Source organism: Novosphingobium cyanobacteriorum, assembly GCF_029436685.1.
GTDB lineage: Bacteria > Pseudomonadota > Alphaproteobacteria > Sphingomonadales > Sphingomonadaceae > Novosphingobium > Novosphingobium cyanobacteriorum.
Genome location: NZ_JAROCY010000013.1, coordinates 14,286 through 40,800, shown reverse-complemented (window position 1 = coordinate 40,800; position 26,515 = coordinate 14,286). Strand labels below are relative to the sequence as shown.

16 protein-coding genes are annotated in these 26,515 nt (G+C 63.4%); 8 read left to right on the top strand and 8 right to left on the bottom strand.

All coding sequences use genetic code 11. The features are described from left to right. Window positions 1–226: 226 nt before the first annotated feature. The 6 genes from POM99_RS14125 to POM99_RS14100 all read right to left on the bottom strand — a co-directional run bounded on the left by POM99_RS14125 (window position 227) and on the right by POM99_RS14100 (window position 8,453). Window positions 227–2,590 (bottom strand): TonB-dependent receptor, encoded by a 2,364-nt coding sequence (locus POM99_RS14125; protein ID WP_277278926.1) that lies wholly within the window; start codon window positions 2,588–2,590, stop codon window positions 227–229. A 200-nt stretch (window positions 2,591–2,790) separates the two neighbouring features. Further along, window positions 2,791–4,887, bottom strand: coding sequence for a caprolactamase subunit alpha (gene capA, locus POM99_RS14120; RefSeq protein ID WP_277278924.1), 2,097 nt, complete (start codon window positions 4,885–4,887; stop codon window positions 2,791–2,793). After that, a complete protein-coding gene (capB, locus tag POM99_RS14115; RefSeq protein ID WP_277278922.1) occupies window positions 4,884–6,641 on the bottom strand; it encodes a caprolactamase subunit beta in 1,758 nt (585 codons plus the stop codon). The genes capA and capB overlap by 4 nt, the downstream gene beginning before the upstream one ends. Window positions 6,642–6,773: 132 nt before the next feature. After that, window positions 6,774–7,841: an AraC-like ligand-binding domain-containing protein gene (locus POM99_RS14110; RefSeq protein WP_277278920.1), complete on the bottom strand. Its 1,068-nt coding sequence runs from the start codon at window positions 7,839–7,841 to the stop codon at window positions 6,774–6,776. A gap of 28 nt (window positions 7,842–7,869) precedes the next feature. Next, window positions 7,870–7,983: a cupin domain-containing protein gene (locus tag POM99_RS22575; RefSeq protein WP_277279085.1), complete on the bottom strand. Its 114-nt coding sequence runs from the start codon at window positions 7,981–7,983 to the stop codon at window positions 7,870–7,872. A 20-nt stretch (window positions 7,984–8,003) separates the two neighbouring features. Further along, the gene (locus tag POM99_RS14100; protein ID WP_277278918.1) at window positions 8,004–8,453 is read right to left on the bottom strand and encodes a helix-turn-helix domain-containing protein; all 450 of its coding nucleotides are present in this window, start codon (window positions 8,451–8,453) and stop codon (window positions 8,004–8,006) included. Between the two features lie 147 nt (window positions 8,454–8,600). Here POM99_RS14100 and gabT point away from each other — a divergent pair, with 147 nt between their 5' ends. The 5 genes from gabT (at window position 8,601) to POM99_RS14075 (ending at window position 14,474) form a co-directional block, all read left to right on the top strand. Beyond that, complete coding sequence (gene gabT / locus POM99_RS14095; protein WP_277278916.1) at window positions 8,601–9,890, top strand: 4-aminobutyrate--2-oxoglutarate transaminase; 1,290 nt, start codon at window positions 8,601–8,603, stop codon at window positions 9,888–9,890. 20 nt (window positions 9,891–9,910) lie between these two features. Next, window positions 9,911–11,113, top strand: a complete 1,203-nt coding sequence (locus POM99_RS14090; protein WP_277278914.1) for an acyl-CoA dehydrogenase — start codon at window positions 9,911–9,913, stop codon at window positions 11,111–11,113. Then, complete coding sequence (locus tag POM99_RS14085) at window positions 11,113–12,294, top strand: CaiB/BaiF CoA transferase family protein (RefSeq protein WP_277278912.1); 1,182 nt, start codon at window positions 11,113–11,115, stop codon at window positions 12,292–12,294. Before POM99_RS14090 ends, POM99_RS14085 begins: the two co-directional genes overlap by 1 nt. Then, the gene (locus tag POM99_RS14080) at window positions 12,291–13,727 is read left to right on the top strand and encodes an aldehyde dehydrogenase family protein (RefSeq protein WP_277278910.1); all 1,437 of its coding nucleotides are present in this window, start codon (window positions 12,291–12,293) and stop codon (window positions 13,725–13,727) included. The genes POM99_RS14085 and POM99_RS14080 overlap by 4 nt, the downstream gene beginning before the upstream one ends. A gap of 378 nt (window positions 13,728–14,105) precedes the next feature. Beyond that, complete coding sequence (locus POM99_RS14075) at window positions 14,106–14,474, top strand: single-stranded DNA-binding protein (protein ID WP_277278908.1); 369 nt, start codon at window positions 14,106–14,108, stop codon at window positions 14,472–14,474. 7 nt (window positions 14,475–14,481) lie between these two features. Here the strand turns inward: POM99_RS14075 and POM99_RS14070 are convergent, their stop codons facing one another. Continuing rightward, window positions 14,482–14,754 (bottom strand): conjugal transfer protein TraD, encoded by a 273-nt coding sequence (locus POM99_RS14070; RefSeq protein ID WP_277278906.1) that lies wholly within the window; start codon window positions 14,752–14,754, stop codon window positions 14,482–14,484. A gap of 22 nt (window positions 14,755–14,776) precedes the next feature. Further along, a complete protein-coding gene (locus POM99_RS14065; RefSeq protein WP_277278903.1) occupies window positions 14,777–15,079 on the bottom strand; it encodes a conjugal transfer protein TraD in 303 nt (100 codons plus the stop codon). A gap of 173 nt (window positions 15,080–15,252) precedes the next feature. Here POM99_RS14065 and traA point away from each other — a divergent pair, with 173 nt between their 5' ends. From traA to POM99_RS14050, 3 genes are all read left to right on the top strand, one after another. Further along, window positions 15,253–18,147 (top strand): Ti-type conjugative transfer relaxase TraA, encoded by a 2,895-nt coding sequence (gene traA, locus POM99_RS14060; protein ID WP_277278901.1) that lies wholly within the window; start codon window positions 15,253–15,255, stop codon window positions 18,145–18,147. An 11-nt stretch (window positions 18,148–18,158) separates the two neighbouring features. Next, entirely contained in the window at window positions 18,159–18,917 is a 759-nt protein-coding gene (locus POM99_RS14055; protein WP_277278899.1) for a DUF6118 family protein, read from the top strand. Window positions 18,918–19,818: 901 nt separating this feature from the next. Next, window positions 19,819–26,508 (top strand): calcium-binding protein, encoded by a 6,690-nt coding sequence (locus POM99_RS14050; RefSeq protein ID WP_277278897.1) that lies wholly within the window; start codon window positions 19,819–19,821, stop codon window positions 26,506–26,508. Window positions 26,509–26,515 lie beyond the last annotated feature (7 nt).

The window sequence follows — 26,515 nt, the reverse complement described above, 5'->3', positions numbered from 1 at the left end:
ATGGGACCTCCATGGAAGCCTGGGGAGGCAATTGGACTGACCGCGCCGGTGCAAGACATTATGATTCACACGCCCTATTTCGATTCTTGTGTTGCAGTTCTCACACACCCTGCCTTCGGAAAAGTTGTCCGTGGCATCAGCGAGAAAAAGGCGGCGTATCACGGGTCAAGCGCAAAAAAATTGGCCGCGCGCCAGATGACGCGCGGCCGAGTGGGTGGAAATCGGCTTAGAAATCCTTGCGCAGGCTTACCCCGAACCAGCGCGGCTTACCCTGCGCCTCTTCATTGCAACCGCACAGTTGCGCCAGGTCGAACCCGACCACGGTGTAGTGCTTGTTGGCGATGTTGTTGACGAAGGCGTCGATCTTCCATCCGCTGGCGGTGGACACCCAGGTGACGCGCCCGTCGAGAAGAGAGTAGCCCGACATCAGGTCGGCATCGAAGTTGGCAAGGTTGTGGTACGCCGATGACTGGTGGGTCAGGCTGAGCTGGAATGAAAGATCACCGCCCGCAACTTCGGGCACGGTGTAACGGGCAAAGGCTGACAAATTGAACTTCGGCGCAAAGGTTGGCCGGACATTGCGTGGTACGCCGCCAACGACGACGCCCTTTACCGTCGCATCGTTATAGCCGGCTGCAACCCTCATGGTGAAGTTGCGGGTCGGGGTGAGCGTCAGTTCGGCCTCGACCCCATTGATCACGGCATCATTGTTGGTGATAAGGTTCGCCAGCCCGAGCCAGCGCGATGCCTGATAGTCCTGGTAGTCGTAGTGGTAAGCGCCGAGATTTAGGCGCAACTTGCGGTCGAGCAACTCGGTCTTGATACCGGCCTCATAGGCCCACAGGACCTCGGCCTTGTAGGGGATGACCGCGTCGGCTATGGTCGCATCACCCGAGTTGAAACTGCCGGCTTTCACCCCGCGGTTGATGCTGGCGTAAACCAGCGTTCCCGGGTTGGCCTGCCAGCTCAGCCCGAGCTTGCCGGTCCAAAGCGTTTCGCCGGTCGATTTTCTGTAGGGGGCGCGGGTAAAGCCCGGCACGAAGACCGCATTGTTGAGATTCCAGTGGATCGGGTCGATATTCGGCGTGAAACGAACTTCGAAGTCGAAATCCTTGTTCTCGCGCGTCCCACGCAGCCCAGCGGTAAGGGTAAGGTCCTGGGCCAGCTTGATATCGGCCTGACCGAACAACGAGTAGCTGTTGGTGGTCAGGTCAACGATGCGCGGCTGATTGAAATAGGACCCGGTCGCGCTGTTGGCGATCGCTGCCAGCCCGTTGATCGAACGGTTGTCGATGTGCAGGTAATAGGCGCCTGCTACCCACTTCACTGCATCGCTTTCGCCGTCGAGGCGAAGCTCCTGCGTGAAGCTTTTGGCATGTGCCTCGGCAAGGTAGGTGAATTGGCTGGCAGGACTGGCTTCAAGGTCGAGGGTGAAATTCTTGTCGAACTTCTTGAAGTCGCTGATCGCAGTGAAGTTGACCGCGCCGAGCGGCAGCTTGAGGTTAGCGTTAGCCCCCCAGGTCTTCACCACGTTGGCGTCGGGAACAGAAAAATCCGACGACGTGATCGGGCCGCGACCATCAGGGTCGATATAGCCATAGAAGTCGCCACCTGCGACAGGGCGCAAACCACCATAGACTGCCGGGGCCGAGGGACTGGCGACGTTGACGTTGCCGGGGCCGATCATCTGAAAATTGCCGTAGGCATTGGTCGGCGACACGCCCAGCGTATTGATTTGGTTGCCTGCAGCATCAAGCACGGCAATGGTCGCCACTGACTGATAGGCACCGGTTGCCGACTTTGTCTCGCCGCCAAAGGCGGTCAGCAGCAGGTTGCCTTCGCCGAGATCAAACTTGAGTTGTCCGCGCAGTGCCCAGGTGCTGTCATCACCCATGTCCGCGCCGCTGTTCTGCAGGCCGGGAAGACTGGTGGTCAGTCCAAGCGCGTTGTTGAGGTTGGGCTGAAACGCAGCAGGCACAAAGGTTTGCTGGGGATACTGATTTTTGATCCAGCCATCGTTGCGATGAAAATACCCTGAAGCCCGCGCTGACATCCCGCTGGAGAGCGGTCCGCCCACCGCGCCTTCGAACCGCACGGTGTTGTACGAGCCGTATTCCGCGGAGATGAAACCATCGAGCGTGTCGGTCGGCTTCTTGGTAACAAAATGAACCAGACCGCCGGTGGCGTTCCGCCCGAACAGCGTACCCTGCGGCCCTTTCAGGATTTCCACCCGATCGACGTCGAAGAGCGCGAAAGTTTGGCCTTGCTGCAACGCAACGTAGCCTTCGTCGATATAGACCGCGACCGGCGCTTCGACGTGGTCGTTGAAGTCGTTTTGCGTGACCGACCGGATCGAAAACTGCGAACTCTGCCCGGCAAAGCTGCCTGCAACCGATACACTGGGCGCCAGCTTGGCGACATCGACGCTGCTGGTGACGCCAAGGGTGGTAAGCTGTGTACCGCTCAGCGCGGTGATGGCGATTGGAACTCGTTGCGAGCTTTCCTCGCGTTTGTTGGCCGTCACGGTAATTTCGCCGAAAGTCTGATCGCCCTGCTGGGCCTGCTCGGCTGCACTGCTGTCCTGGGCCAATGCAGGGTTAGCCCAGCCTAGGGCAAGTGCCGCAGCCGTCGCGAAAAGTCCCATCCGCGCACAGCGGCTGCAATTAGGTTGCCTGCCCATTATTCCCCTCCCAAAGGTTGATGTATTTCCCAAGCAATTGAGTAGCGACTTCCTGGCGAAACTCATCGGTTGCCAGCGCACAAGGACTTGACAGCCAGTGCAGCGCGCTATCAGCGCTGCACATGGTAACAGCCGCTCTTGTCGAGGCGCAGAGTCCATCCGGTCCGCACCACAATCGTTGTGGTCGGCTCCTCGACGAGAGCCGGGCCGACGATGGCAGCATCGACGGGAAGCGTGGTGCCGTCGAAGACCGGCACCGCTATCAAAGTCATCTCATCATCGACCATCGCCTGGCGTTGCCCCTTGCGTGCCTGCGCTGCGTCCGAACCGTCGGTGACGAGGTCGGCACGGCGAATCTTTTCGACGGGGCCGACAGAGATGGACTCGATGTTGACCAGCTCGACCGGGTTCTGCCGTTCCGAATAGGTGAAAAGCTGTTCGTGCCGGGTGTGGAAGGCATCGATCAGCGCAGCAATTTCGGAGCTTCCCAGCGTACCATCGGGCACAGGCACCGAACATTCATGGATCTGGCCGACATAGCGCATATCGGCGCTGCGCTCGAACCGAATCGCGGCGCTTGTAAACCCGTCGCGCGCCAGCATTGTCCGCCCCTGCTCCTCCAGCCGGTAGTAGGCTGCGTTAAGCGCATCGACATCCATCGCGCTGTCGACCAGTGCCAGATGGGTCGTCATCTGGTTGTATTTGACGTCGGAAATGACCTGCCCGAAAGCGCAAAGCCCCGAGGCGAGTTTGGGGATCAGCACATCGTTGATGCCCATATCTTCGGCCAGCGCGGTGATGTGCATAGCCGCCGCGCCGCCTGCACAAACCAGCGCAAAGTCACGCGGATCGTAGCCGCGTTCGGTCGATACACGGCGGATGCCATTGACCATGTTGAGGTTGACGATCTGGAAGATGCCGTAAGCGGCGCGCTCGACAGTAATTCCCAGCGGCTCGGCAAGGTGGACCCGGATCGCCTCGCGCGCACGCGTCATGTCGAGGTTGATCGTGCCGCCGAGGACCGAGTCCGGGTCAAGGTACCCAAGGACCAGGTTGGCATCGGTTACCGTCGGCAGCGTTCCGCCTTTGCCAAAGCAGGCCGGACCGGGGCTGGCCCCGGCGCTCTGCGGTCCCACTTCGAGCAGTCCCTGGGCGTTGATGTGGGCAATTGACCCGCCGCCCGCGCCCAGCGTCTCGACTTGGATCATCGGCAAGCCGATGCGGTAGCGTAGAAAGTCGATATCCTTACTGACGTTGGTCTGCCCGTCGCGGGTCAGGGTGATGTCGAAACTGGTTCCGCCCATGTCGACTGTAATGCAGTTGTCGATCCCGAATGGCGCGGCGACGTAAAGTGCGGCCTGCGGAGCGGAAGCCGGGCCCGAATTGATCGCGGCGACAGCGCGTTTACGCATCGATTCGCCCAGAGCCAACCCACCGTTGGATTGGAAATAGCGCACAGGACGGGTGGCGCCGAGCTCGCGGAACAGGTCGTCGATGCGCGCGACATAGCTGTCCATCACCGGAGTGAGGTAAGCGTTGACCACTGTGGTCGAGGTGCGGGTGTACTCGCGGATCTGCGGATAGACCTCGTGCCCGCAGCACGCTGGAATACCGGGCAGCATCTCTTCGACGATTTCCTTGGCGCGCTGCTCGTGACCCGGGTTGACCGCCGCCCAAAGGAACGAGATCGCAACACTCTTGACGTCCTGCGCCCGGAAGTATTCACAGGCCGCTCTTACCGCATGTTCGTCAAGCGGAGCATATTCCGACCCGTCTGCAAGAATCCGCCCATCGATCGGCTGGCGAAGGTGGCGCTCCACCAACATTTCCGCTTGCGGGTATGTGGTATCGTAACGGTGCCCTTCCTCCTTGTGGCCCAAGCGGATTTCCAGCGAATCCTCATGGCCTGTGGTGCACAGCAACCCGGTCTTGACGCCATTGCGGGTAATCAGCGCGTTGAGTGCGACGGTGGTACCGTTGACGCATAGGTCGGCCTGACTGACGATATCGGCCGGGGTTACGCCCAGCGCGGCGGCAATCTGGCCAAGCCCGTCGCGGATTGCAATTGTACCGTCGTGCGGCGTCGAAGGCGCTTTGAACAGGCGGGTTTCCCCGCCAAGCTCGGATATTACGAAATCGGTGAAGGTGCCCCCGGCGTCGATGCCCAGGCGATATTTGCGGTCCATGGCGATGGTTCTTCTGTTCAAGATTGAGGAATGGCTGCGGCGCGGAGCGCTTCGCTGGCGGCACGATCGACGGCAAAGCTGGCCGGGTGGATCACGGCACCGTATTCAGCCCGAGCCGCTTCGACGCTGACCAGACCGTTGCGGACATCGTCGGCAACCTTGTCGAGCGGGCGCCGCCGCGGATCGCCATAGCCGCCGCCGCCGGGGTTGATGTTGCGCGCGCGTTCTCCGGGTTTGATGTCAACCATGACGTTGACGAAGTGCTTTTCGACTTCGCCGCCGCGCTCAACCTCAAGTCGGCCAAGCTTGCGTTCCGGCATGGCGTTGTAAGCGCCCGCAGCCGACAGGGTCGGGTTCTGCCGCCCTTCGCCGAAGCCGATCACGCTCATGGTATGCCCCAGCGGCTCTACTTCCCAGACGGTGCCGCACCCACCGCGGAACTCGCCCGCACCGGCGCTGTCGGTGGCAAGGCCGTAGCGATGGACGACGATCGGGTAGGAATGCTCCAGCAGTTCGACGTCGCCCGAACTTAGCGCACCAAAGCAGCAGAGCGGACCGCACGAGTGCCAGCCGTCCATGTGCTTGGTTGCCCCCGCGCCCGAAATGATCGAGGCAAGCACCATGGTCACATATTCGGACGGCACCTTGCCACGTCCGTCCATGCCGGCGATATTGATCCCGCTGGTATGGCCCCAGCTTGCCGAAACCCGATCCGGCGCGGCTTTTTCCAGAGCGCAGCGGACCGAGTCCGTCAGCGATTCCATCGGCGTGGTGGTGCAATTGACATGCGGTGCCGGCTCAACGGCGTTGCACAGCGTTCCCGGCGGGCCAAGATCGACCGTGACGCAGCGGTACAACCCTTCATTGTAGGGCGGCGGCACCTCGGCAAACATCATCAGCCCGAGATAGACACCCGAGATTGAATTGCCGGGGTAAGAGTTGATGAAATAGGGCAGTTGCGGCGGGGAATTGATGGCAATCGCCAGCTCGTCGCCCTTGATCGTCACCTTGGCCTCGATGGTCAGCTCGCCGAACCCGTGACCGCTGTCCTCAAGCACCGAGCTTCCATGATATTCACCGTCAGGCAGCGAGGAGATGATCTCGCGCATCTGGCGGTCCGCCATGTTCTTTAGCTCGGCGATCGCGGCGCGAACGGTTTCCACCCCGTACTTGTCGAGCAGACGGATGAGGTTGCGCTCGCCCACACTGCACGCGCCGTACTGGGCGTTCATGTCGCCTTCCTGATCGCGGCGCGCGCGCATGTTGGTCATCAGCAGGTTAATGACATCCTCGCGTCGCTTGCCTTTTTCCCATAACTTGACCGGCGGGATGCGCAGTCCCTCGGCGTAGATTTCTTTGGCGTCGGGATTGTAGCCGGCCGGAACCGGACCGCCGATGTCGGTCAGGTGCCCCTTGCACACCGTCCAGAACACCAGCTCGCCCTTATAGAAAACTGGTTTGTACATGCAGCAATCGAGGATGTGGCTTCCCGCATGAGCCGGATCGTTGTGATAGATCACGTCACCCTCGGCGATATCGGCGCCATAGAACGCCGCCACGGCCTTCATCGCCGGGATCAGCGAGCCGAGGTGGATCGGAATGTCCTGCCCTTGCAGGATCATTTCCGGGAGATGATCGAACAGTGCGTTCGAATAGTCGTGCGCCAGAGTGAACACCGTCGAACGCCCAGCCTTTTCCAGCGTCAGCGTCATTTCGCGCTGGGTCGTTTCCAGAGCGCCGCGCACCACAGCCAGCGTGATGGGATCAACCGCCATTGCCAAAACCTCTCCAACAAGCCCGCGAGACTAGCGGGCAATTATTGGAGCGAAGTATTGGCCACCAAGCCGGTTATCTCAATGAGCAGCAGCGCACTCGCTTTTGACAACGCGCGCAGTTGCCGCAGCAGCTTATCCCTCTGCCGCGCGCACAATCAGCTCGAAGCGCGGATCACGCAGCGGGCGGAGTGTCAGGCGATGGCGGCGCACGTCACCGGGGGTCATTGCAAAGCGGCTCTTGAACGCGCGTGAGAATGTCGTCTGGTCCGAAAACCCCCAGCGATAGCACACCTCCGCGATCGATCGCGCATCGTTACATGGCTCAAGCAAGGCGTTGAAGCAGCGGCTGAGGCGGCACTCCCTAATCCACTGCCAGCACGTCCAGCCGGTGGGTTCGAACAGCAGGTGGAGATAGCGCACCGACAGTCCGCAGGCTTCGCTGATCGACTGCGGTGAGAGGTCCGTGTCCGCCAGGTTATGCATGACGTAGAGCGATACCCGGTCGAGGTGGCACCGCCTGACCGAGCTGGAAAACTGCGCGCGGTTCGGCGTGCTGCTCGTCAGGGCTAGCGCCAGGAGATCTATGGCGTGTTCCGAACAGCGCAAGGCAACCGAGTCGCTGAGGTAGTCGACCTGGGCAATCATCGACTGGATCATGTTGAGAAACATCGCGCCGGTGCCCTCGCGCCCGCTGTAGCGCATGGCGCAAAAATCCTCGGGCGTTGGCACGCGATCGGACAGCAGGTTGGCGGGGACCTTGATCACCGTCATCGCATTAGAGCGATCGTATTCGAAGACGTAAGGCGAATTGCTGGTTTCAAGAATGAATTCGTCGGGCGCGCAGATCACTTCGCGGCCGAACTGGTTAAAGCGCACCGGCGCTTCGTGCGGCAGCGTGACAAGAAAGCTGTGATCGCTCTGCCGCCGGAAGTGATGACGCTCGCGCCGGTATATGACAGGGGATGAGCGCAGCCGAGAAATGTGCAAATGGCCCAACTGGCCGTTGACGATCGAGCCATCCAGATCGTCGCCCGACTGGTCGTAGCGATCGACGGCGAGCGGGAAGTAGCAATCGCCAACCTTGCTGTGCCAGTCCTCGATCCGCGCGATCTGCTGCTGCTCCCAGCAAGCCGGGAGCGCATCGGGCAATTCGGGAAGCGGCCATGCCGGGGCGATACCGTTCAAAAACGCTGTAGCCATTAGACTCCCTCCATCGTGCCGCGCCCGCCTAAAGGTAGGGCGGCGTGCAGGCCGATATGACCCGCGCTTCCGTCGTTCCGCAATTTCTGAAGCGATGCGGTGTGGCACTGTCGAACAGGTAGGAATCGCCTGCCCGCAACACCTTGCTTTGATTGCCGACCGTTATTTCAAGCTCACCAGACAGAACCACGCCGCCTTCGTGTCGACATGTTCGAGCATCTGCTCCCCGGTGTCAGCGCCGGGGGCGTAGAGTTCCTGCATGATCTGGAGGTTGTGCTGTCGGGCATCCCCGACCTGCTGCAACTTTACCGCAGCGGCACCGTCGTCACGCTGCAAGAAGATCTTGCCGGTCAGGTCGACCAGATCGCCGGGGCCGAAGAAAATGCGCTCATCATGCTCTGGTTCGGGCGAGAAGAACTCTGCCATCGAAATCGGGAATTCGCCCAAAATCTTGCGCAAGGACGCGACCGAGGGACTCGATCGGTCACGCTCTACCATTGAAATGAGGGCATTAGGCACACCCGCACGGGCAGCCAGCTCACGCTGACTCATTCCCGCAGATCGACGCAATTCCGCCAATCTCTTGCCAACTTCGAAGCGGTCTTCCGCCACGCCAGTGCTCCCTCTCGCAGGCCGGGCTGCGGCTGTGTTGCGCGCTATGCCAAGCGATCCTGCAACCAAGCTCATTGCACAGAATATTGTGCAATTCTAGCCCTGAGCTTCGGTCGGTCCACCGACACGGAGCGGGAGTGCGAGACAATGACGATCAGCGAGCAACTACGTGCGAGGCATCTCGACGCCGTGAGCCAGGGGGTGGGAACCCGCCAGATCTATGCGGCGCACGCGCTCAATGCCGAACTGTGGGACGTTGACGGCAAGCGTTACGTCGATTGCGCGGCAGGGATCGCCGTGACAAATACCGGCCATTGCCACCCCAAAATCATGGCAGCGGCGCAGGCACAGGCTGGCCAGTTCACCCACACCTGCTTTCACGTCACCCCCTTCGAGGGCTACATCCGGCTGGCCGAGCGTCTCAATGCCATCGCACCCGTCAGCGGTCCGGCGCGAACCATGCTGGTCACGACCGGGGCGGAAGCGGTCGAAAACGCGATCAAGATCGCGCGCGCGGCGACCGGCCGGAGCGCGGTCATCGCCTTCACCGGTGCGTTTCATGGTCGCACTATGATGGGCATGGCGCTGACCGGGAAGGTCGTGCCGTACAAGGCCGGGTTCGGGCCGTTCCCGTCGGAAGTCTATCACGCCCCCTTCCCCAACGCGTTCCACGGCGTCAGTGTCGAACAGGCTCTGGCGGGGCTTAACAACCTGTTTGCAGCCGACGTTGATCCGGCGCGGGTCGCGGCGTTCATCGTCGAACCGGTTCAGGGAGAAGGCGGCTTCAACCCCGCGCCGACCGATTTCCTCAAAGCCTTGCGCGAGATTGCCGACAAGCACGGTATCCTGCTCATTGCGGACGAAATCCAGACCGGCATGGCCCGCACCGGCAAGATGTTCTGCATGGAGCATTCGGGGGTCAAGGCCGACCTTGTCACCATGGCCAAGGGGCTGGCCGGCGGTTTCCCGCTTGCCGCGGTTGTTGGCCGTGCCGAGGTAATGAATGCGGTGAACTCGGGTGGCCTTGGCGGAACTTATGCGGGCAACCCCGTCGCTGTGGCAGCGGCCAATGCCGTGCTCGACGTGATTGCCGAAGATAATCTGTGCTCACGTGCGCAGATGATCGGCGAACGCATGGCTGGGCGCATTGCCGAGATAGCCGCGCGGCAGGGGATGGAGCGGATCGGGCAGGTCCGCCATTGCGGCGCGATGATCGCGATCGAGTTCGTTACCGATCGCACCAGCAATGCGCCCGATCCCGCGATGACAAGTGCGGTTGTCGCGGCTGCGGAAGCGCGTGGCCTGCTGCTGCTGAGCTGCGGCACCCGCCAGAACGTGATCCGCCTGCTGCCCGCTCTCACCATGCCTGACGCCATCGTCGAGGAGGCGCTCGATCTGCTTGAGGCCTCGCTCGAGGACGCGCTCGCCGCTGCCTGAACACGCCAAGGAGACTGATCGTGGCCCACCATTCCAAGCCTGAGCTAGGTCCCTTCGACTGGGCGGATCCGCTGCGCCTCGAAGCGCAACTGAGCGAGGAAGAGCGGATGATCCGCGATACCGCGCGTGCCTACGCCCAGGAGCGGCTGCAACCGCGGGTGATCGAGGCTTTCCGCAACGAAACCACCGATCCGGCCATCTTTGCCGAGATGGGCGAGCTCGGGATGCTGGGTGTAACCATCCCCGAAGAGTTTGGCGGGCTTGGCGCGGGCTATGTGTCCTACGGGCTGATCGCGCGCGAGGTTGAGCGGGTCGACTCCGGCTACCGTTCGATGATGAGCGTGCAAAGCTCGCTCGTGATGTATCCGATCCATGCTTATGGTTCGGACGAGCAAAGGCGCAAATACCTTCCCCTGCTTGCGCGCGGCGAAGCGATCGGCTGTTTTGGCCTGACCGAACCGGGGGCAGGCTCGGACCCCAGCGGCATGACCACGACTGCGCGCAAGAGCGAGGGCGGCTATGTCCTCAACGGCAGCAAGATGTGGATTTCCAACGCGCCGATTGCCGATGTGTTCGTGGTCTGGGCCAAGTCCCAGGCGCATGGCGGCGCGATCCGGGGATTTGTGCTCGACAAGGGCCTGAAGGGGCTTTCCGCCCCCAAGATCGGCGGCAAACTCTCACTGCGCGCCTCGATTACCGGCGAGATCGTCATGGACAATGTCGAGGTGGGCGAAGACGCGCTCCTGCCGGGCGTTGCCGGATTGAAGGGACCGTTCGGGTGCCTCAACCGCGCACGCTTCGGCATCGCCTGGGGTGCGCTTGGGGCTGCGGAGTTCTGCCTTCACGCGGCGCGGCAATACGGCCTTGACCGTCACCAGTTCAACAAACCCCTGGCCGCGACGCAGTTGTTCCAGAAGAAGCTGGCCGACATGAGCACTGAGATCGCGCTCGGGCTTCAGGCGGCGTTGCAGGTTGGCCGGTTGCTGGACAGCGATGCGGCGGCGCCCGAAATGATCAGCATGATCAAGCGCAATAACTGCGGCAAGGCGCTCGATATCGCGCGCATGGCCCGCGACATGCACGGCGGCAACGGCATTTCCGAGGAATTCCAGATCCTGCGCCACGCACTGAACCTTGAAACGGTCAACACTTACGAGGGGACGCACGATGTCCACGCGCTGATCCTTGGACGGGCGATCACCGGCATTCAGGCATTCTCCTGATGGCCGGTCACGCCAGACCATTGCAGGGGGTTCGCGTCGTCGAACTGGCGCGGATCCTCGCCGGCCCATGGGTCGGACAGACGCTGGCTGACCTTGGCGCCGATGTTATCAAGGTGGAAAGCCCCGCCGGTGACGATACCCGCACCTGGGGGCCGCCTTTCGTCACCCGAAGCGATGGCACGCGCGAGGCGGCCTATTTCCATGCCTGCAACCGCGGCAAGCGCAGTGTGATCGCCGATTTCCGCAAGGCCGAAGATCTTGAGTTCATCCGCGCGCTGATTGCCGAAGCTGACGTGGTGGTGGAGAATTTCAAGCTTGGCGGGCTGACGCGCTACGGACTTGACTATGCTGCGCTGGCTGAAAGCAATCCGAGGCTGATCTATTGTTCGATCACCGGGTTTGGCCAAACCGGCCCCTATGCGCCGCGCGCGGGGTATGACTTTGTCGTTCAGGGCCTGAGCGGGATGATGGACCTTACCGGCGCGCCCGAGGCTGAGCCGCAAAAGATCGGTGTGGCGCTGGCCGACATCATCACCGGGCTCTATGCAACGGTCGCAATCGAAGCCGCCCTGATCGAACGGAATGCGACGGGCAGCGGGCAGAACATCGACATGGCGCTGCTTGATTCGATGGTTGGCGTGCTCGCCAATCAGGCACTCAACTTCCTCGCATCGGGAGTGGCCCCTCGTCGGCTGGGCAATGCCCACCCCAATATCGCGCCTTACCAGGTATTCGAGGCCAGCGATGGCCCGTTCATCCTTGCGGTGGGCAATGACGAGCAATTCCGCCGGTTCTGCACGATCATCGGCAGGCAGGCCATGCCCGCGGACCCCCGCTTCATCGGTAATGCCGAGCGCGTTGCCCATCGCAGCGAGCTGGCAGAACTGATCGGCGCGTCAGTGCGCGCGTGGCGCAAGGCCGATTTGCTTGCCGCTTGTGACAAGACCGGAATCCCGGCCGGACCGATCAACCGCGTCGACGAGGTGTTCGCCGATCCGCAAGTGCAGGCGCGCGGCATGTGCGTCGAGCTCGGCGAAGGGCTGCGCGGTGTCCGGACACCGATCGTGATGAGCGGCGCGATGGCAGCCAACGACGTTCCGGCGCCGCAGCTTGGCGAACATGACACCGCGATCCGTGCTGGCAAGAAATGGACAACGCTGAACCGGGAATCGCGCGCATGACTCCACTCTCCAATATCGTCGATGGTGTTGCCACGCCCGGCCAGGGGCAACGCGTGACCTACAATCCGTCCAACCTTGACGAGGTTGTGGGCTGCTACACCCAGGGCGGTGCCGAGGATGTGGCGGCAGCCGTCGATGCGGCGCAGCGCGCCTTGCCGTCATGGTCGACTGCCAGCCCGCAGATCCGTCACGATTTGCTGCTGCGCGTTGGCGCACGGCTTCTGGCCGAACGCGAGGAGATCGGCCGTCTGCTCAGCCGCGAAGAAGGAAAGACCCTTGCCGAAGGGCTGGCCGAGGTCAGCCGCGCCGGGCAGATTTTCCAATTCTTCGCGGGCGAGTGCCTGAGGCCGGGCGGCCAGCTGTTGCCGTCCGTGCGGCCCAGTGTCGATATCGAGATCACGCGCGAGCCGGTCGGCGTTATCGGCCTTATCACGCCGTGGAACTTCCCCATCGCCATTCCCGCATGGAAGCTGGCGCCCGCGCTCGCCTGGGGCAACTGCGTGGTAATCAAGCCGGCCGACATCGTCCCCGGATGCGTCCATGCGCTGGTGAGAATTCTGCATGAGGAAGGGTGCCCGCCCGGCGTGGTCAATCTGGTGATGGGGCGCGGCAGCGAGGTCGGTCAGGCGCTGGTCGACCACCCCGCAGTTTCAGCGATCTCGTTCACCGGATCGGAAGGCGTGGGCCGGCGGCTGATTGCGGCCTGCGGCGCGGGCCTCAAGCGCGTGCAGGCAGAAATGGGCGGAAAGAACCCGATGGTTGTGCTTGATGACGCCGATCTCGACGTCGCGGTGCCCGCCTGCATCAACGCCGCATTCTTCTCCACCGGTCAACGCTGCACCGCCGCCTCGCGGTTCATTGTGACCCGAGGGATATATGATGCTTTCGTTGCGCGCATGAAGGCTGATCTGTCGCGGCAGTTTGTCGGCAATGCGCTTGATCCGGCAACCACGATCGGGCCAGTGGCTTCATCGAGCCAGCTACAGTCCGATCTCGACTATATCGCGCTTGCCCGCGAGGAAGGTGCCGCGGTCTGGGGCGGCGAACTGCTCGACCGGCCTGATCGCGGCTATTACCTCTTCCCCGCGCTGTTTCTCGATGCCAGGAACACCATGCGCGTTGCCAGAGAGGAAATTTTCGGCCCCTGCGCCGCGGTCATCATCGCTGATGATTTCGATCACGCGCTCACGTTGGCCAACGATACTGAATTCGGTCTCTCGGCGGGCATCTGCACAACCAGCCTGAAGGCAGCCAGCGCTTTCCGGAAGAGCGTCAAGGCCGGGATGGTGATGGTTAACCTGCCGACCGCCGGAGTTGACTATCATGTGCCTTTCGGCGGACGAAATGCCTCATCGTTCGGTTCGCGCGAACAGGGCCGCCACGCCGCCGAGTTCTACAGCCAGATCAAGACGTCCTACGTATTTTGTGGCTGAGGGGGATTCCACTTCGCTTAACAGTGGAACCGACTATGAATGAACGCTGTCACCTGAGTTTGTTGTAATTCGACATCCCATTTTTGAACGACGTCGGTCGTGTTGATGGTGTCAATGACACGTAACCGTTATCAACCACCGCCCAATGCGCCATCCCCTTTAATGACTAATCCGCACCCCTGACCGAACTCTGCCAGGCCATGCAACGCGCGCTCATGCGGACCGTGTGGTCATGCTTCGCATGCCTGCCCGCACCACTCCTTCGAGCGACGTTTCCCTCGCTCCGCTCGGTGCAGACCTGTCCGTGCCCAGCCTCATCGGGGCTCAGTCAAAGGGATGGTCCCTTGGACGGAAGATCAGCTTCGAAAGATCAGTCTCATGAAGAACACCGTCACCCTCGTCGGCTTCGTCGGCAACAATCCCGAGGTCCGCACCGCCCCGTCGGGCGCCGCAATTACCAACCTCTCGCTCGCCACCACCCGCAGCTTCAAGGATAGCGAAGGCAACCGCCAGACCGAGACCGAATGGCACCGGATCACCTGCTTCAACGGCGTCGGCAAGTGCGTCGCCGAACACGTCACCAAGGGCGCGATGGTCATGGTCACTGGCCGGATCCACTACTCGCGCTGGACCGACAGCGAAGGCCAGATCCGCTATGGCTGCGAGATCATCGCCGAGCAGGTCGACTTCCTCGCCAAGGCCAAGGAAGCCGGCAAGGAAGAACCCAAAAAGCGGCGCGCCAAGTAGCGCCGTTTCACGCCCCGGCGGTGTGTCCGCCGGGGCGCTTTGCCTTTGTCTCCGCTTCCTCCGCCTCGGCACCGAAAGAACGCCTGCCCTTGCGGCGGAACAGCACCAGGGCATTGGCACCCTCCTCCCCGCGCAGCTTGGCCGCGACCGTGAGGAACGCTCCGTAGAGCGCGGCACGGTCATCGTCGGCGAGTTCGACCAGGCCCGCCTTCACGACCAGCCCGCCAAGCTCGATCAGCTGGCGGGTGCGTTCGCGGCGTTGGACTTGCCAGTCGCGCATGTCGGTCCTCGCCTTCCTCGCCTCAAGCCGATGCCGCGCCGCTGTCGCGCGCAGCAGCGCCGTCCTGCTTGTCTTGAGCTCGGCGCGCAGGCTTGCTCCCCTTCCCTTGAAAGAACGTCGCGCCGCGTCTGCGCCAGCCCTCCTTGCGTGCCGCGTCGCTGCCCGCTGCATCGAGCAGCGCACCGGCGAGCTCGTCGGGATCGAGCGCGTCAGCACCTGTGGTGATGACTAGCTCGCCCAGCTGGCGCACGCGGCGCTCCTTGAGCTGCCTCGCCTTGTCGGCGAGCGCCTTCAGTTCCGAATCAATATCGCGGGGTTTGCGCATTCCTTTGGCTCCATTGAGAGGTGATGTGCCGATTGTACGGCTGGCCTGATCCCAATGCAGCAAGGTCAATGGGACAGTCTGATACGGCTGAGTCCCGAGCGAGAAATTTTCGAGAGAGGGCGCGCTTATACGTCGTGCCGACGCGGCTTTGATGGCGTAACTGGATTGCCGTTATGGCAATCTTCCACTTCAGCGCGAAAGTGATCGGTCGCTCAAGCGGGCGCAGCAGCGTGGCCGCCGCCGCCTATCGTGCCGGCGAGCGGCTACACGACGAGCGGATCGATCGCGATCACGACTTCACCAGCAAGGCTGGCGTCGTGCATTCCGAAGTGCTGCTCCCCGAGGGCGCCAGCCCCGAGCTCGCCGACCGCGCGAAGCTGTGGAACGCGGTCGAGAAGGCCGAGAAGCGCAAGGACGCACAGCTCGCCCGCGAGGTCGAGTTCGCCCTCCCCCGTGAGCTCAGCCAGGAGGACGCGATCGAGCTCGCCCGCGAGTTCGTTGAGGCCGAGTTCGTCGCCGAAGGCATGGTTGCCGATCTCAATGTGCACTGGGATGTGGGCAAGGACGGCCAGGCCAAACCCCATGCTCACGTCATGCTGACCATGCGCGAAGTCGTTGGCGACAAGTTCGGTGCCAAGGTCCGCGAGTGGAACCGCAGCGAGCTCATCGAACAATGGCGCGAGCACTGGGCCGAGCACGTCAATCTGGCGCTTGCGACACGCGATATCGACGCGCGGATCGATCACCGCAGCCTTGCCGACCAGGGCATTGCGCTTGAACCACAGGACAAGATCGGTCCCACCGCTTCGCGCATCGGCGGGCGCGGACTCGAAGCCGAAAGGATCGAGGAACACCGCGCAATTGCCCAGCGCAATGGGGAGCGGATCATCGCCAATCCGGCCCTTGCCCTTGACGCCATCACGCATCACCTGGCGACATTCACCCGGCGCGATCTCGCTGCGTTCGTCCACCGCCACAGCGACGGCAAGGAACAGTTCGATGCAGTGCTGAGCGCGGTGCGTAAATCCGCCGAACTCGTCGCGCTTGGCATCGATGGACGCGGGCAGGAGCGGTTCACCTCGCGGGCGATGATCGACACCGAGCAGCGGTTGCAAAGTGCTGCGGATAATCTTTCAAGCCGAGCGGCCCACGTGGTCAGTCCCGAGCAGCAAGTTCGTGCCTTGGAGCGCTCCGCGGCGCGTGGCTTGACGCTCTCTGGCGAGCAGCACGCGGCCTTCGAACATGTCACCGGCCGACTCGGCCTGGCGTTGGTGGTAGGCTATGCTGGCACCGGCAAAAGTGCCATGCTCGGGGTCGCGCGCGAGGCCTGGGAGGGTGCAGGATACGCGGTGCGCGGTGCTACCTTGTCGGGCATCGCCGCCGAGAACCTTGAGGCCGGATCGGGGATCGCCTCGCGCACCATCGCCAGTCTCGAACATGCGTGGAGCAAGAGCAACGAGCTCCTCACCGCGCGCGATGTGCTGGTGATCGACGAGGCCGGAATGGTCGGGACCCGGCAGATGGAACGCGTGCTCTCCCGCGCTGCCGACGCAGGCGCCAAAGTGGTGCTGGTCGGCGATCCGCAGCAGCTCCAGGCGATCGAAGCCGGGGCGGCCTTCCGCGCGCTCCACGAGCGCCACGGCGGGGTCGAGATCACCGAGATCAGGCGCCAGCATGCCGACTGGCAGCGCGATGCTACGCGGCACCTTGCGACCGGCCGTACTCGTGAAGCGATCAGGGCTTATGACGAGCATGGCACGGTCCATGCGGTCGATACGCGCGAAGCCGCGCGTGAGGCGCTGATCGCACGATGGGATAGCGCACGCCAAGCCGATCCATCGGCCAGCCGGATCATCCTGACCCACACCAACGACGAGGTGCGCGAGCTCAACCTGATGGCACGCGACCGGATGCGGCGGGCGGGCGATCTGGGCGGTGATGCCACTGTCGAGACCGCGCGCGGCGAGCGCCAGTTCGCGTCCGGCGACCGGATCATGTTCCTCCGCAATGAGCGCGGCCTCTGCATCAAGAACGGGACGCTGGGCACAGTCGAGGCAGCGCAATCTTCCCGAATGGCCGTGCACACTGACGATGGCCGCAAGGTCGCCTTCGAGACCCGCGAATATGCCCATATCGACCACGGCTACGCCGCAACAATTCACAAGGCACAAGGGGTAACGGTCGATCGCAGCCATGTGCTGGCCACGCCCGGCATGGACAGCCACGCGAGCTACGTCGCGCTCTCGCGGCATCGCGATGGAACGGACCTTCATTACGGCAAGGACGATTTTGCCGACCAGTCGAAGCTGGTCCGCCTGTTGGGGCGCGAGCGCGCCAAGGACTTGGCCAGCGATCACGCCGAGCAGGACCCGGTCAAGGCCTTTGCCGAGCGGCGCGGGATCACCTTCCGCGAACGCATTGCCGAACTGGCGCGCAAGGTTCCCGAGAAGGTACGCGGCATCTTTGACGGGTTCCGGCCTAGGCAGAACGGGCTCGAAATCCTGCCTGCCCAGAAGCCGGCCGGAACCCCCGAGAGCCGCGCGGTCGAGCGCTATGCGCGCAGCTTCCAGGACATCGCCCGGATGCACGAGCAAGGGCTACCCGTGCTGCCCCACCAAAATGAAGCCTTGGACCACGCAGCGCAGGCGCTCGATGCGCTGCGACCTGAGGCGACTCGCGATCTCGCTGCTGCCTTCACGCGCCGTCCGGATCTCGTTGGCGATGCCGCTGCTGGCCGCAGCCGGGACGCGATCCGGGCGATGGATCACGAGGCCGCGATACGCCCTGACCCGGTGCTGCGCGCCGAGCGGTTCGTTGGCGACTGGAAGCAGCTCGAGGCGCAGCGTACCCAGCTGCGCGAGCAAGGCGATGAGGCTGGTGCGCGCAAGCTCGCCGCGCAGATGCGCGGCATGACCAAGGGGCTTGAGCGCGATCCCGAGCTCGAGATCCAGCTGCGCAGCAAGGCCAAGGAACTTGGGCTCGAGCAGCGCCCGGAACGCAGCCTGCACCTCGAGCTTGCGGACACCCTCGGCAAGGAACGTACCCGCCCGTTCGACATCGGGCTTTAAGGAGAAGTGAGATGCAAGACACAGATGACGTTGACCTTGATCTCGAGCCGGAAGACGAGCCGGAGCCGGGGGTGCGATCAAGCGCACCAGTCGATGGGCGAGCTGACCCCGCCACCCAGGCCTTTGTCCGACTCGAACGCCAGATGGCCTTGATGCGCCACGCTGTCGAACATCTGTCCACCGAGCGCGTCGAGATGGCTGCACCAGACTACAGTGCTACACTTGGCAAGCTCGCTGGCGATCTCGCCAAAGTCACTCAAGCGGTTGCGCAGATTGCGGCAGAGCCTGCCCTCAAGCATACCCCGCTGACAATGGCCGAGCGCATCGCCCAGGCCGCGGAAGCGGCTCGGCGATCGGATCACGACCGCTTGATCCAGGCGCAGTCAGAGCTGAGAGCCGCTGGTGAAGACTTGCGACGGACCGTGGGCACGGTCCGCACCGCCGCCGTTCAGCGCCAGCAGACAGTCAAGGCAGTCGGGATCGGCGTTCTGACCGGCGTAGTGTTGTGGGTTGGCTTGGCAGGTCCCATTGCCAGATCGCTGCCAGACAATTGGCAATTGCCTGAACGCATGGCGAAACGCGCGCTCGGCGCGCCAACTCTCGTTGATGCCGGAGCGAAACTCCTCCAGTCTGCTGATCCTGCTCGTTGGGAAGAAGTAGTCCAAGCAGCCACGCTGTCGTTCGACAATCGCAACGCGATCGATCGCTGCCGGTTGCAAGCACAGAAGGCCAAGTCACCGACAAACTGCATAGTGCGCGTTGGTCCGTAGAGCCCGCCCTCAGGTTCTCGCTCCCTCAATTTGGTCTGATGAAATTGAGCGGGAAATTGGGTTGACGCACTCTGTCCCGCGCTGCGCGCTCCTGAGGGTGCGGAGTCTTTGTTGCTGACCCGCTGGCACTCTTGCCTCGCTCGTTGCCAGACGCCCGCTGGCGCACTGTTGCGCGCGCAGGGCGTCCAACTGCCTCGCAGAATTGCAAGGGTGCCGTAATTGATGGTACGGCTGAGCCGTCAGAAAAATTGACTCGATTGGCAAGCAAGGAACCATTTCCAGCCAATTTTTCTGTTGGTAACCGGGAAGGTAACTGCAAAATTTCGATTTCTATTTTTGGTTTTATTACAAAATTTTAGGACAAAAGGTCGGCTCCTGTCTCCCCGACCATTTTCCTTTTTATATCAATGCCTTGATGCGATATCAGGCTTGCCTCCGCCGCCTGCCGCGCGGCATAGGTTGAGAAGGACTGACACGGGGTTGAAATCGACTGAGGGCGGGTTGAAGCGGATTGAGGGCGGCTGAAAACGCCTGAACGAGCCGATGCGCGGGTCAGGCGAACGTCGACAGCAACATTGCCTGAACATCCTGCCGGGGCTGATGCAATGACTCTCACCCCGAACAAATTTTCGGACATTCGCTGCATCATGACTTGTCGGCTACTGCGCGGAATCGTGACGTCACGGTCCGGAACTGACGCGGAATTGTGCCAGATGCGGCAGGCGGGTTTGCAGGCTTGTCCCGAATTGATCCGGCCGAACGGTCTATGTGATTGATTATGCATAGAAGAATGTAAACCACATCGGACCAATAAGTATTTTCACTTATCCAGTGTGGTGAATAGTCTCCCGCCTTTGCAAAGTTCTCGTTCGGGACCCACGGACGTAGCGGGAGAGCACCCATGGTTGATTACGTTGGCGACGAACTGGCCAATACCTTCACCGGAACGGCGAGCGCCGACACCATCTCGGGCAACGGTGGGGACGATATCCTTTCAGGCCTGGACGGCGACGATACCATCAACGGCGGCACCGGGAGCGACCTGATCGACGGGGGCGCCGGGAATGACACGCTGAACGGCAACGACGGGGATGACGAGATCATCACCGGCACCGGCAACGACACAGTGAACGGCGGGGCCGGCGCGGACTACATCACGGTGGGCGCCAACCTGAACACGCTGGACCGCATCGACGGCAGCACGGATTACGACATCCTTTCGATTTCCGGTACTTACGCGAGCGCGATCACGTTCGATGCGGCAACCGTGCTGAACGTTGAGAAGTTCGCGATCGGCGCAGGGCAAGTGCGGCTGATCCTGAACGCCGCGACCAATGTCAGCGTGATCGACGCTGGCGGGCAGGGGCAGACCGACCTGCTGTTCCTGAACGGTTCGGCCGCAACCAACGCCATGACCATCACGGGCGGCGCGGGCACCGACACCATCACCGGCGGCAGCGGCGCGGACACCATCACCGGCGGCGCGGGGCAGGACGTGCTGAATGGCGGCGGCGGCAACGATATCATCGTGGGCGGGCTGGACGGCGACACGCTGACCGGGGGCCTGGGCGACGACATCTTCCGCCTTAGCTACAATTCGCCGCGTTCGGATTCCTCGCCTTCGACGATCGACACGATCACCGATTTCCAAGGCGCGGGCGTGATCGGCGGGGACCGGATCGACCTGCCATCCTACGCCTATGGCCGCGGCATCGCGTTCAACGCGACGGCGATCAACTTCACCTTCAGCGCCAATGGATCATCCGGCGTCCAGCTGCCCACCGCGCTTGTCGGCGACGGCTTTGCCGACGTTTCGTGGAGGTACGACGCGGCGAACAACCGCGTTGAGCTGTGGGTGGACGTGGACGACAACGGCCAGTTCTCGGAACTGGACATCTACACCTACATCAACGGCATCAACGTTCTGACGCAGGACGATTTCACCGACACCTTCCCGGTGTGGCGCGGCACGCTGGGCAACGACACGCTGGCAGCGAGCGCGGGCAACATCACCGCCTATGGTCTGGCCGGCGACGACACCATGCGCGGGGGCGACGGCAACGACCAGCTCTATGGCGGCGACGGGGTGGACACGCTGCGCGGCGGCAACGACAACGACACGATCTATGGCGAGGCGGGCAACGACGCGATCTTCGGCGATGCGGGCGACGACTATCTTGCCGGCGGCACGGGCGATGACACCATCAACGCTGGCGCTGGCGGCGGCACGATCTATGGCGAGGATGGCAACGACATCCTGATCGGCGGCAGCGCCGGTACATATATCGCCGGTGGTAACGGCAACGACACGGTCACAGGCCTTGCGGCCAACGATACCCTCTATGGCGACGGCGGCGACGACAGCCTTACCGCAGGCGACGGCAACGACAACGTCTATGGCGGCGAAGGCACCGACACCCTCGATGGCGCCCTTGGTTCAGACTACGTGCGTGGCGAAAACGGCAACGACACCGTCAACGGCGGCGACGGCAACGACGACATCGCCGGCAACGCGGGCATCAACACCCTCAACGGTGGGGCCGGTGACGACCTCGTCTATCTCGGCACGGACGCCAACGCCCGCGACACCGCGACCGGCGGTACCGGAGCGGACACGTTCCGCATCGGCAACAGCTACCAGACCTTTGGCAGCCTTGCCGCGCCCCATGTGATTACCGACTTCAACCGGGCCGAAGGCGACAAACTCCAGCTCTTCGTCGATTACTACAACAGCGGCACCTACGGCTTCAACGGTCCCCCGCTGGTATTCCGCGGCGAGCTCGCCTCCACCCAGTACTTCGATGGCGCGGCCCTGCCCGGATCGGACCTCGGCACCGGCTTCACCCAGGTGTGGTGGAGCCGCATCGGCACCGGCGGCACAGCCAAGACCGTGCTGATCATGGACATCGACCGCGACCTCACCCTCACCGCCGCCGACCTCGTCGTTGAGTTCGCACCCGGCACCATCGCCGACGTGCAGATCTCCGACTTTGTCGGCAATCCCTTCCGGACCTATGTCGGCACCGCAGGCAACGACACCGCCACCGGCAATGTCGACGCCAACTCGATGTATGGCCTGCTGGGCGACGACACGCTTTCGGGCGCAGGCGGCAACGATACCCTTTATGGCGCCGCAGGGCTCGACACGCTGAACGGCGATGACGGCAACGACACGCTTTATGGCGGTGACGGAGTGGACACGCTGCGCGGCGGCAACGACAACGACACGATTTATGGCGAGGCGGGCAACGACGCGATCTTCGGCGATGCGGGCGACGACTATCTTGCCGGCGGCACGGGCGATGACACCATCAACGCTGGCGCTGGCGGCGGCACGATCTATGGCGAGGATGGCAACGACATCCTGATCGGCGGCAGCGCCGGTACATATATCGCCGGTGGTAACGGCAACGACACGGTCACCGGCCTTGCGGCCAACGATACCCTCTATGGCGACGGCGGCGACGACAGCCTTACCGCAGGCGACGGCAACGATAACGTCTATGGCGGCGAAGGCACCGACACCCTCGATGGCGCCCTTGGTTCAGACTACGTGCGTGGCGAAAACGGCAACGACACCGTCAACGGCGGCGACGGCAACGACGACATCGCCGGCAACGCGGGCATCAACACCCTCAACGGTGGGGCCGGTGACGACCTCGTCTATCTCGGCACGGACGCCAACGCCCGCGACACCGCGACCGGCGGTACCGGAGCGGACACGTTCCGCATCGGCAACAGCTACCAGACCTTTGGCAGCCTTGCCGCGCCCCATGTGATTACCGACTTCAACCGGGCCGAAGGCGACAAACTCCAGCTCTTCGTCGATTACTACAACAGCGGCACCTACGGCTTCAACGGTCCCCCGCTGGTATTCCGCGGCGAGCTCGCCTCCACCCAGTACTTCGATGGCGCGGCCCTGCCCGGATCGGACCTCGGCACCGGCTTCACCCAGGTGTGGTGGAGCCGCATCGGCACAGGCGGCACAGCCAAGACCGTGCTGATCGTCGACCTCGACCGCGACCTCACCCTCACCGCCGCAGACTTCGTCGTCGAATTCGCACCCGGCACCATCGCCGACGTGCAGATCTCCGACTTTGTCGGCAATCCCTTCCGGACCGAAGTGGGAACGGCGCAGGCCAACGTCTATTTCGGCAGCGACAGCGCGAACCTGTACTACGGCCTGGACGGCGACGACACGATCAGCGGCAACGGCGGGAACGACACGCTTTACGGCGGCAACGGGATCGACACGATTTCCGGCGGCCAAGGCAACGACTACCTTGCAGGCGGCACCGGCAACGACATCATCGGCGGCGATGCGGGCACCGACACGATCTATGGCGAGGCCGGCAACGATACGATCCAGGGCGGTGACGATGCCGACCAGATCTATGGCGGCGCGGATGACGACAACCTGCAGGGGCAGTTCGGCAACGACATCCTCTATGGCGAAGGCGGCAACGACACCATCGATGGCGGTGCGGACAACGACACCGTCTATGGCGGCAGCGGCGCGGATTCGGTGAACGGGGGCGATGGCGACGACAACCTGCAGGGCGAAGGCGAGAACGACACGCTGAACGGCGGCGCGGGCACCGACCTGCTCTATGGCGGTGAAGGCAACGATGCGCTGGCGGGTGGCGAAGGCAACGACACGCTGGACGGGCAGAACGGGCTCGACCAGGTGGATTTCTCTGCATCGAACGCAGCCGTGAACTTTACCGTGAGCGCCAGTTCGCAGACCATCGCCTTTGGCGGGAACCTGGGCACCGACACGCTGGTGAACATCGAAGGTGCGATCGGCACCGCCTTCAACGACACGCTGACCGGCACCGACAACGACAACGTGTTCGAAGGCGGACTGGGCGATGACACGATGAACGGCCTGGGCGGGCTGGACACGCTGAGCTATTCCCGCGCCACGGCCGGGGTGACGGTGAGCCTGGCGGTGACCACCGCGCAGAACACCGGCGCGGCGGGCACCGACACGATCGCCAACTTCGAGAACCTGACCGGCTCCGCCTATGCCGACACGCTGACCGGATCGGCGGTGAACAACGTGATCCTGGCCGGGCTGGGCGCGGACACCGTGCTGGCGGGCGACGGCGCAGACGAGGTGCGCGGCGATGCCGGGGCGGACACGCTTTCGGGCGAAGGCGGCGACGACACGATCCTTGGCGATGCCGACAACGACGTGGTGAACGGCGGTGCGGGGCTCGACATCCTGTATGGCGGCACCGGCAACGACACGCTGCGCGGCGATGCCGAAGCCGACAAGCTCTATGGCGAAGCGGGCAACGACACGCTGGAAGGCGGTGACGGCAACGACCAGCTGTTTGGCGGCGAGAACGACGATTCGCTGGATGGCGGCGCGGGCGATGACCAGATCGACGGCAGCGCGGGCACCGACACTGTGACCTATGCCCTTGCCGCAGCGGGCGTGACGGTGACCCTCGCCCTGACCACGGCGCAGGACACCATCGGCGCGGGGCTGGACACGATCGGCAACGTGGAGAACCTGACCGGATCAGCCTTCAACGACACGCTGACCGGCAATGGCGGGGCCAACGTGCTGACCGGCGGCGATGGCAACGATGTGCTGGAAGGCGGGCTGGGCGACGATACGCTGGATGGCGGGATCGGCAGCGACACGGCAAGCTATGCCGGATCGGCCACCGGCGTGAGCGTGACGCTGGGCAGCGGGGCGCAGGCGACCGGATCAGCCGGAACGGACACGCTCGTTTCGATTGAAAACCTGACCGGATCGGGCTTTGCCGACACGCTGACCGGCGATGCCGGCAACAACGTGATCAGTGGCGGCGATGGCGCGGACACGCTGCAGGGTGGCCTTGGCGACGATACGCTGAACGGCGGGCTGGGCATCGACACGGTGACCTATGCCGCGGCGGCGGCGGCAGTGACGGTGAGCCTTGCGCTGTCCGGCGCGCAGGCGACCGGCGGCGCGGGCAGCGATACATTGACCGGCGTGGAGAACCTGACCGGGTCGGCCTTCAACGACACGCTGACCGGCGATGCCGGGGTGAACGTGATCAACGGCGGCGATGGCAACGACACGATCCAGGGCGGCGACGGCAATGACACGCTGGCCGGCGGGCTGGGCGAGGACTACGTCAGCTACGCCAATGCGACGGCGGCGGTGACGGTGAACCTCGGCCAGGTTTCCGCGCAGAACACTGGCGGCGGCGGCACCGACACGATCAGCGGGTTCGAGAACGTGATCGGATCGGCGTTCAACGACACCTTCTTCGGCACGGCGGGGCAGAACCGCTTCAACGGCGGCAACGGCGTGGACACGGTGACCTATGTCGCCTCAACCGGTGCGGTGACGGTGAACATGGCCATCACCGGCTTCCAGAACACCGGCGCGGGCGGCAACGACCAGTTCCTGGGCATCGAGAACATCACCGGATCGGCGTTCAACGACACGATCACCGGCGCGAACACCACGGCCAACACGCTGAATGGCGCGAGCGGCAACGACCTGATCTATGGGCTGGATGGAGCGGACGTGCTGATCGGTGGTGCGGGGGATGACCTGCTCGACGGTGGGCTGGGCATCGACACCGCCAGCTATGCCACCAACGCCACGGCGGTGACGGTGAGCCTGGCGATCGCAGGCGCGCAGAACACGGTGGGCGCGGGGCTGGATACGCTGACGGGAATCGAGAACCTGACCGGATCGGGCTCTGCCGACACGCTGACCGGCGATGCCGGCAACAACGTGATTGCGGGTGGCGACGGCAATGACCTGCTGGATGGCGGGGCGGGCGACGACAGCCTGCAGGGCGGCAACGGCACCGACACCGCGACGTATGCCAATGCGACGGCGGGCGTGACCGTGAACCTGGGCAGCACGCTGGCACAGAACACGGTGGGCGCGGGGCTGGATACGCTGTCCGCGATCGAGAACGTGACGGGATCAGCCTTCAACGACACGCTGACCACCAGCGTGGGCAACAACGTGATGGTCGGCGGTGCTGGCGTGGACACCATCAGCTATGCCAGCGCGACGGCGGGGGTGACGGTGAGCCTGGCCATCGCGACGGCGCAGGCGACCGGGGGCAGCGGATCGGACACCCTCAGCGGGTTCGAGAACCTGACCGGATCGGGCTTTGCCGATACGCTGACCGGCGACGGTGCGGACAACACCATCAACGGTGCGGCAGGCAACGACACGCTGACGGGCGGCGCGGGCAACGACGTGCTGATCGGCGGCAGCGGCATCAACGCCATGACCGGCGGCACGGGAGCGGACCGCTTCCGCTTCGACGTGAACGAGGCGAGCGCCAACCGCGACACGATCAGCGATTTCGAGCACCTGGTGGACGATATCGAGATCGTGCGTTCGGCCTTCACCGCGTTTTCCGGCAGCCCGGCCGGCGCGCTGGATGCGGCGGCGTTCACGCTCGGCACTGCGGCTACGACAGCGGCGCACCGGCTGATCTACGACCAGTCGACCGGCAACCTGTTCTACGACGCCGACGGCAACGGCGCCGGGGCGCAGGTGCAGATCGCGCAGCTGACGACCAAGCCGGTGCTGGACGCCACCGACTTCGTGCTGATCTGATTGGGGG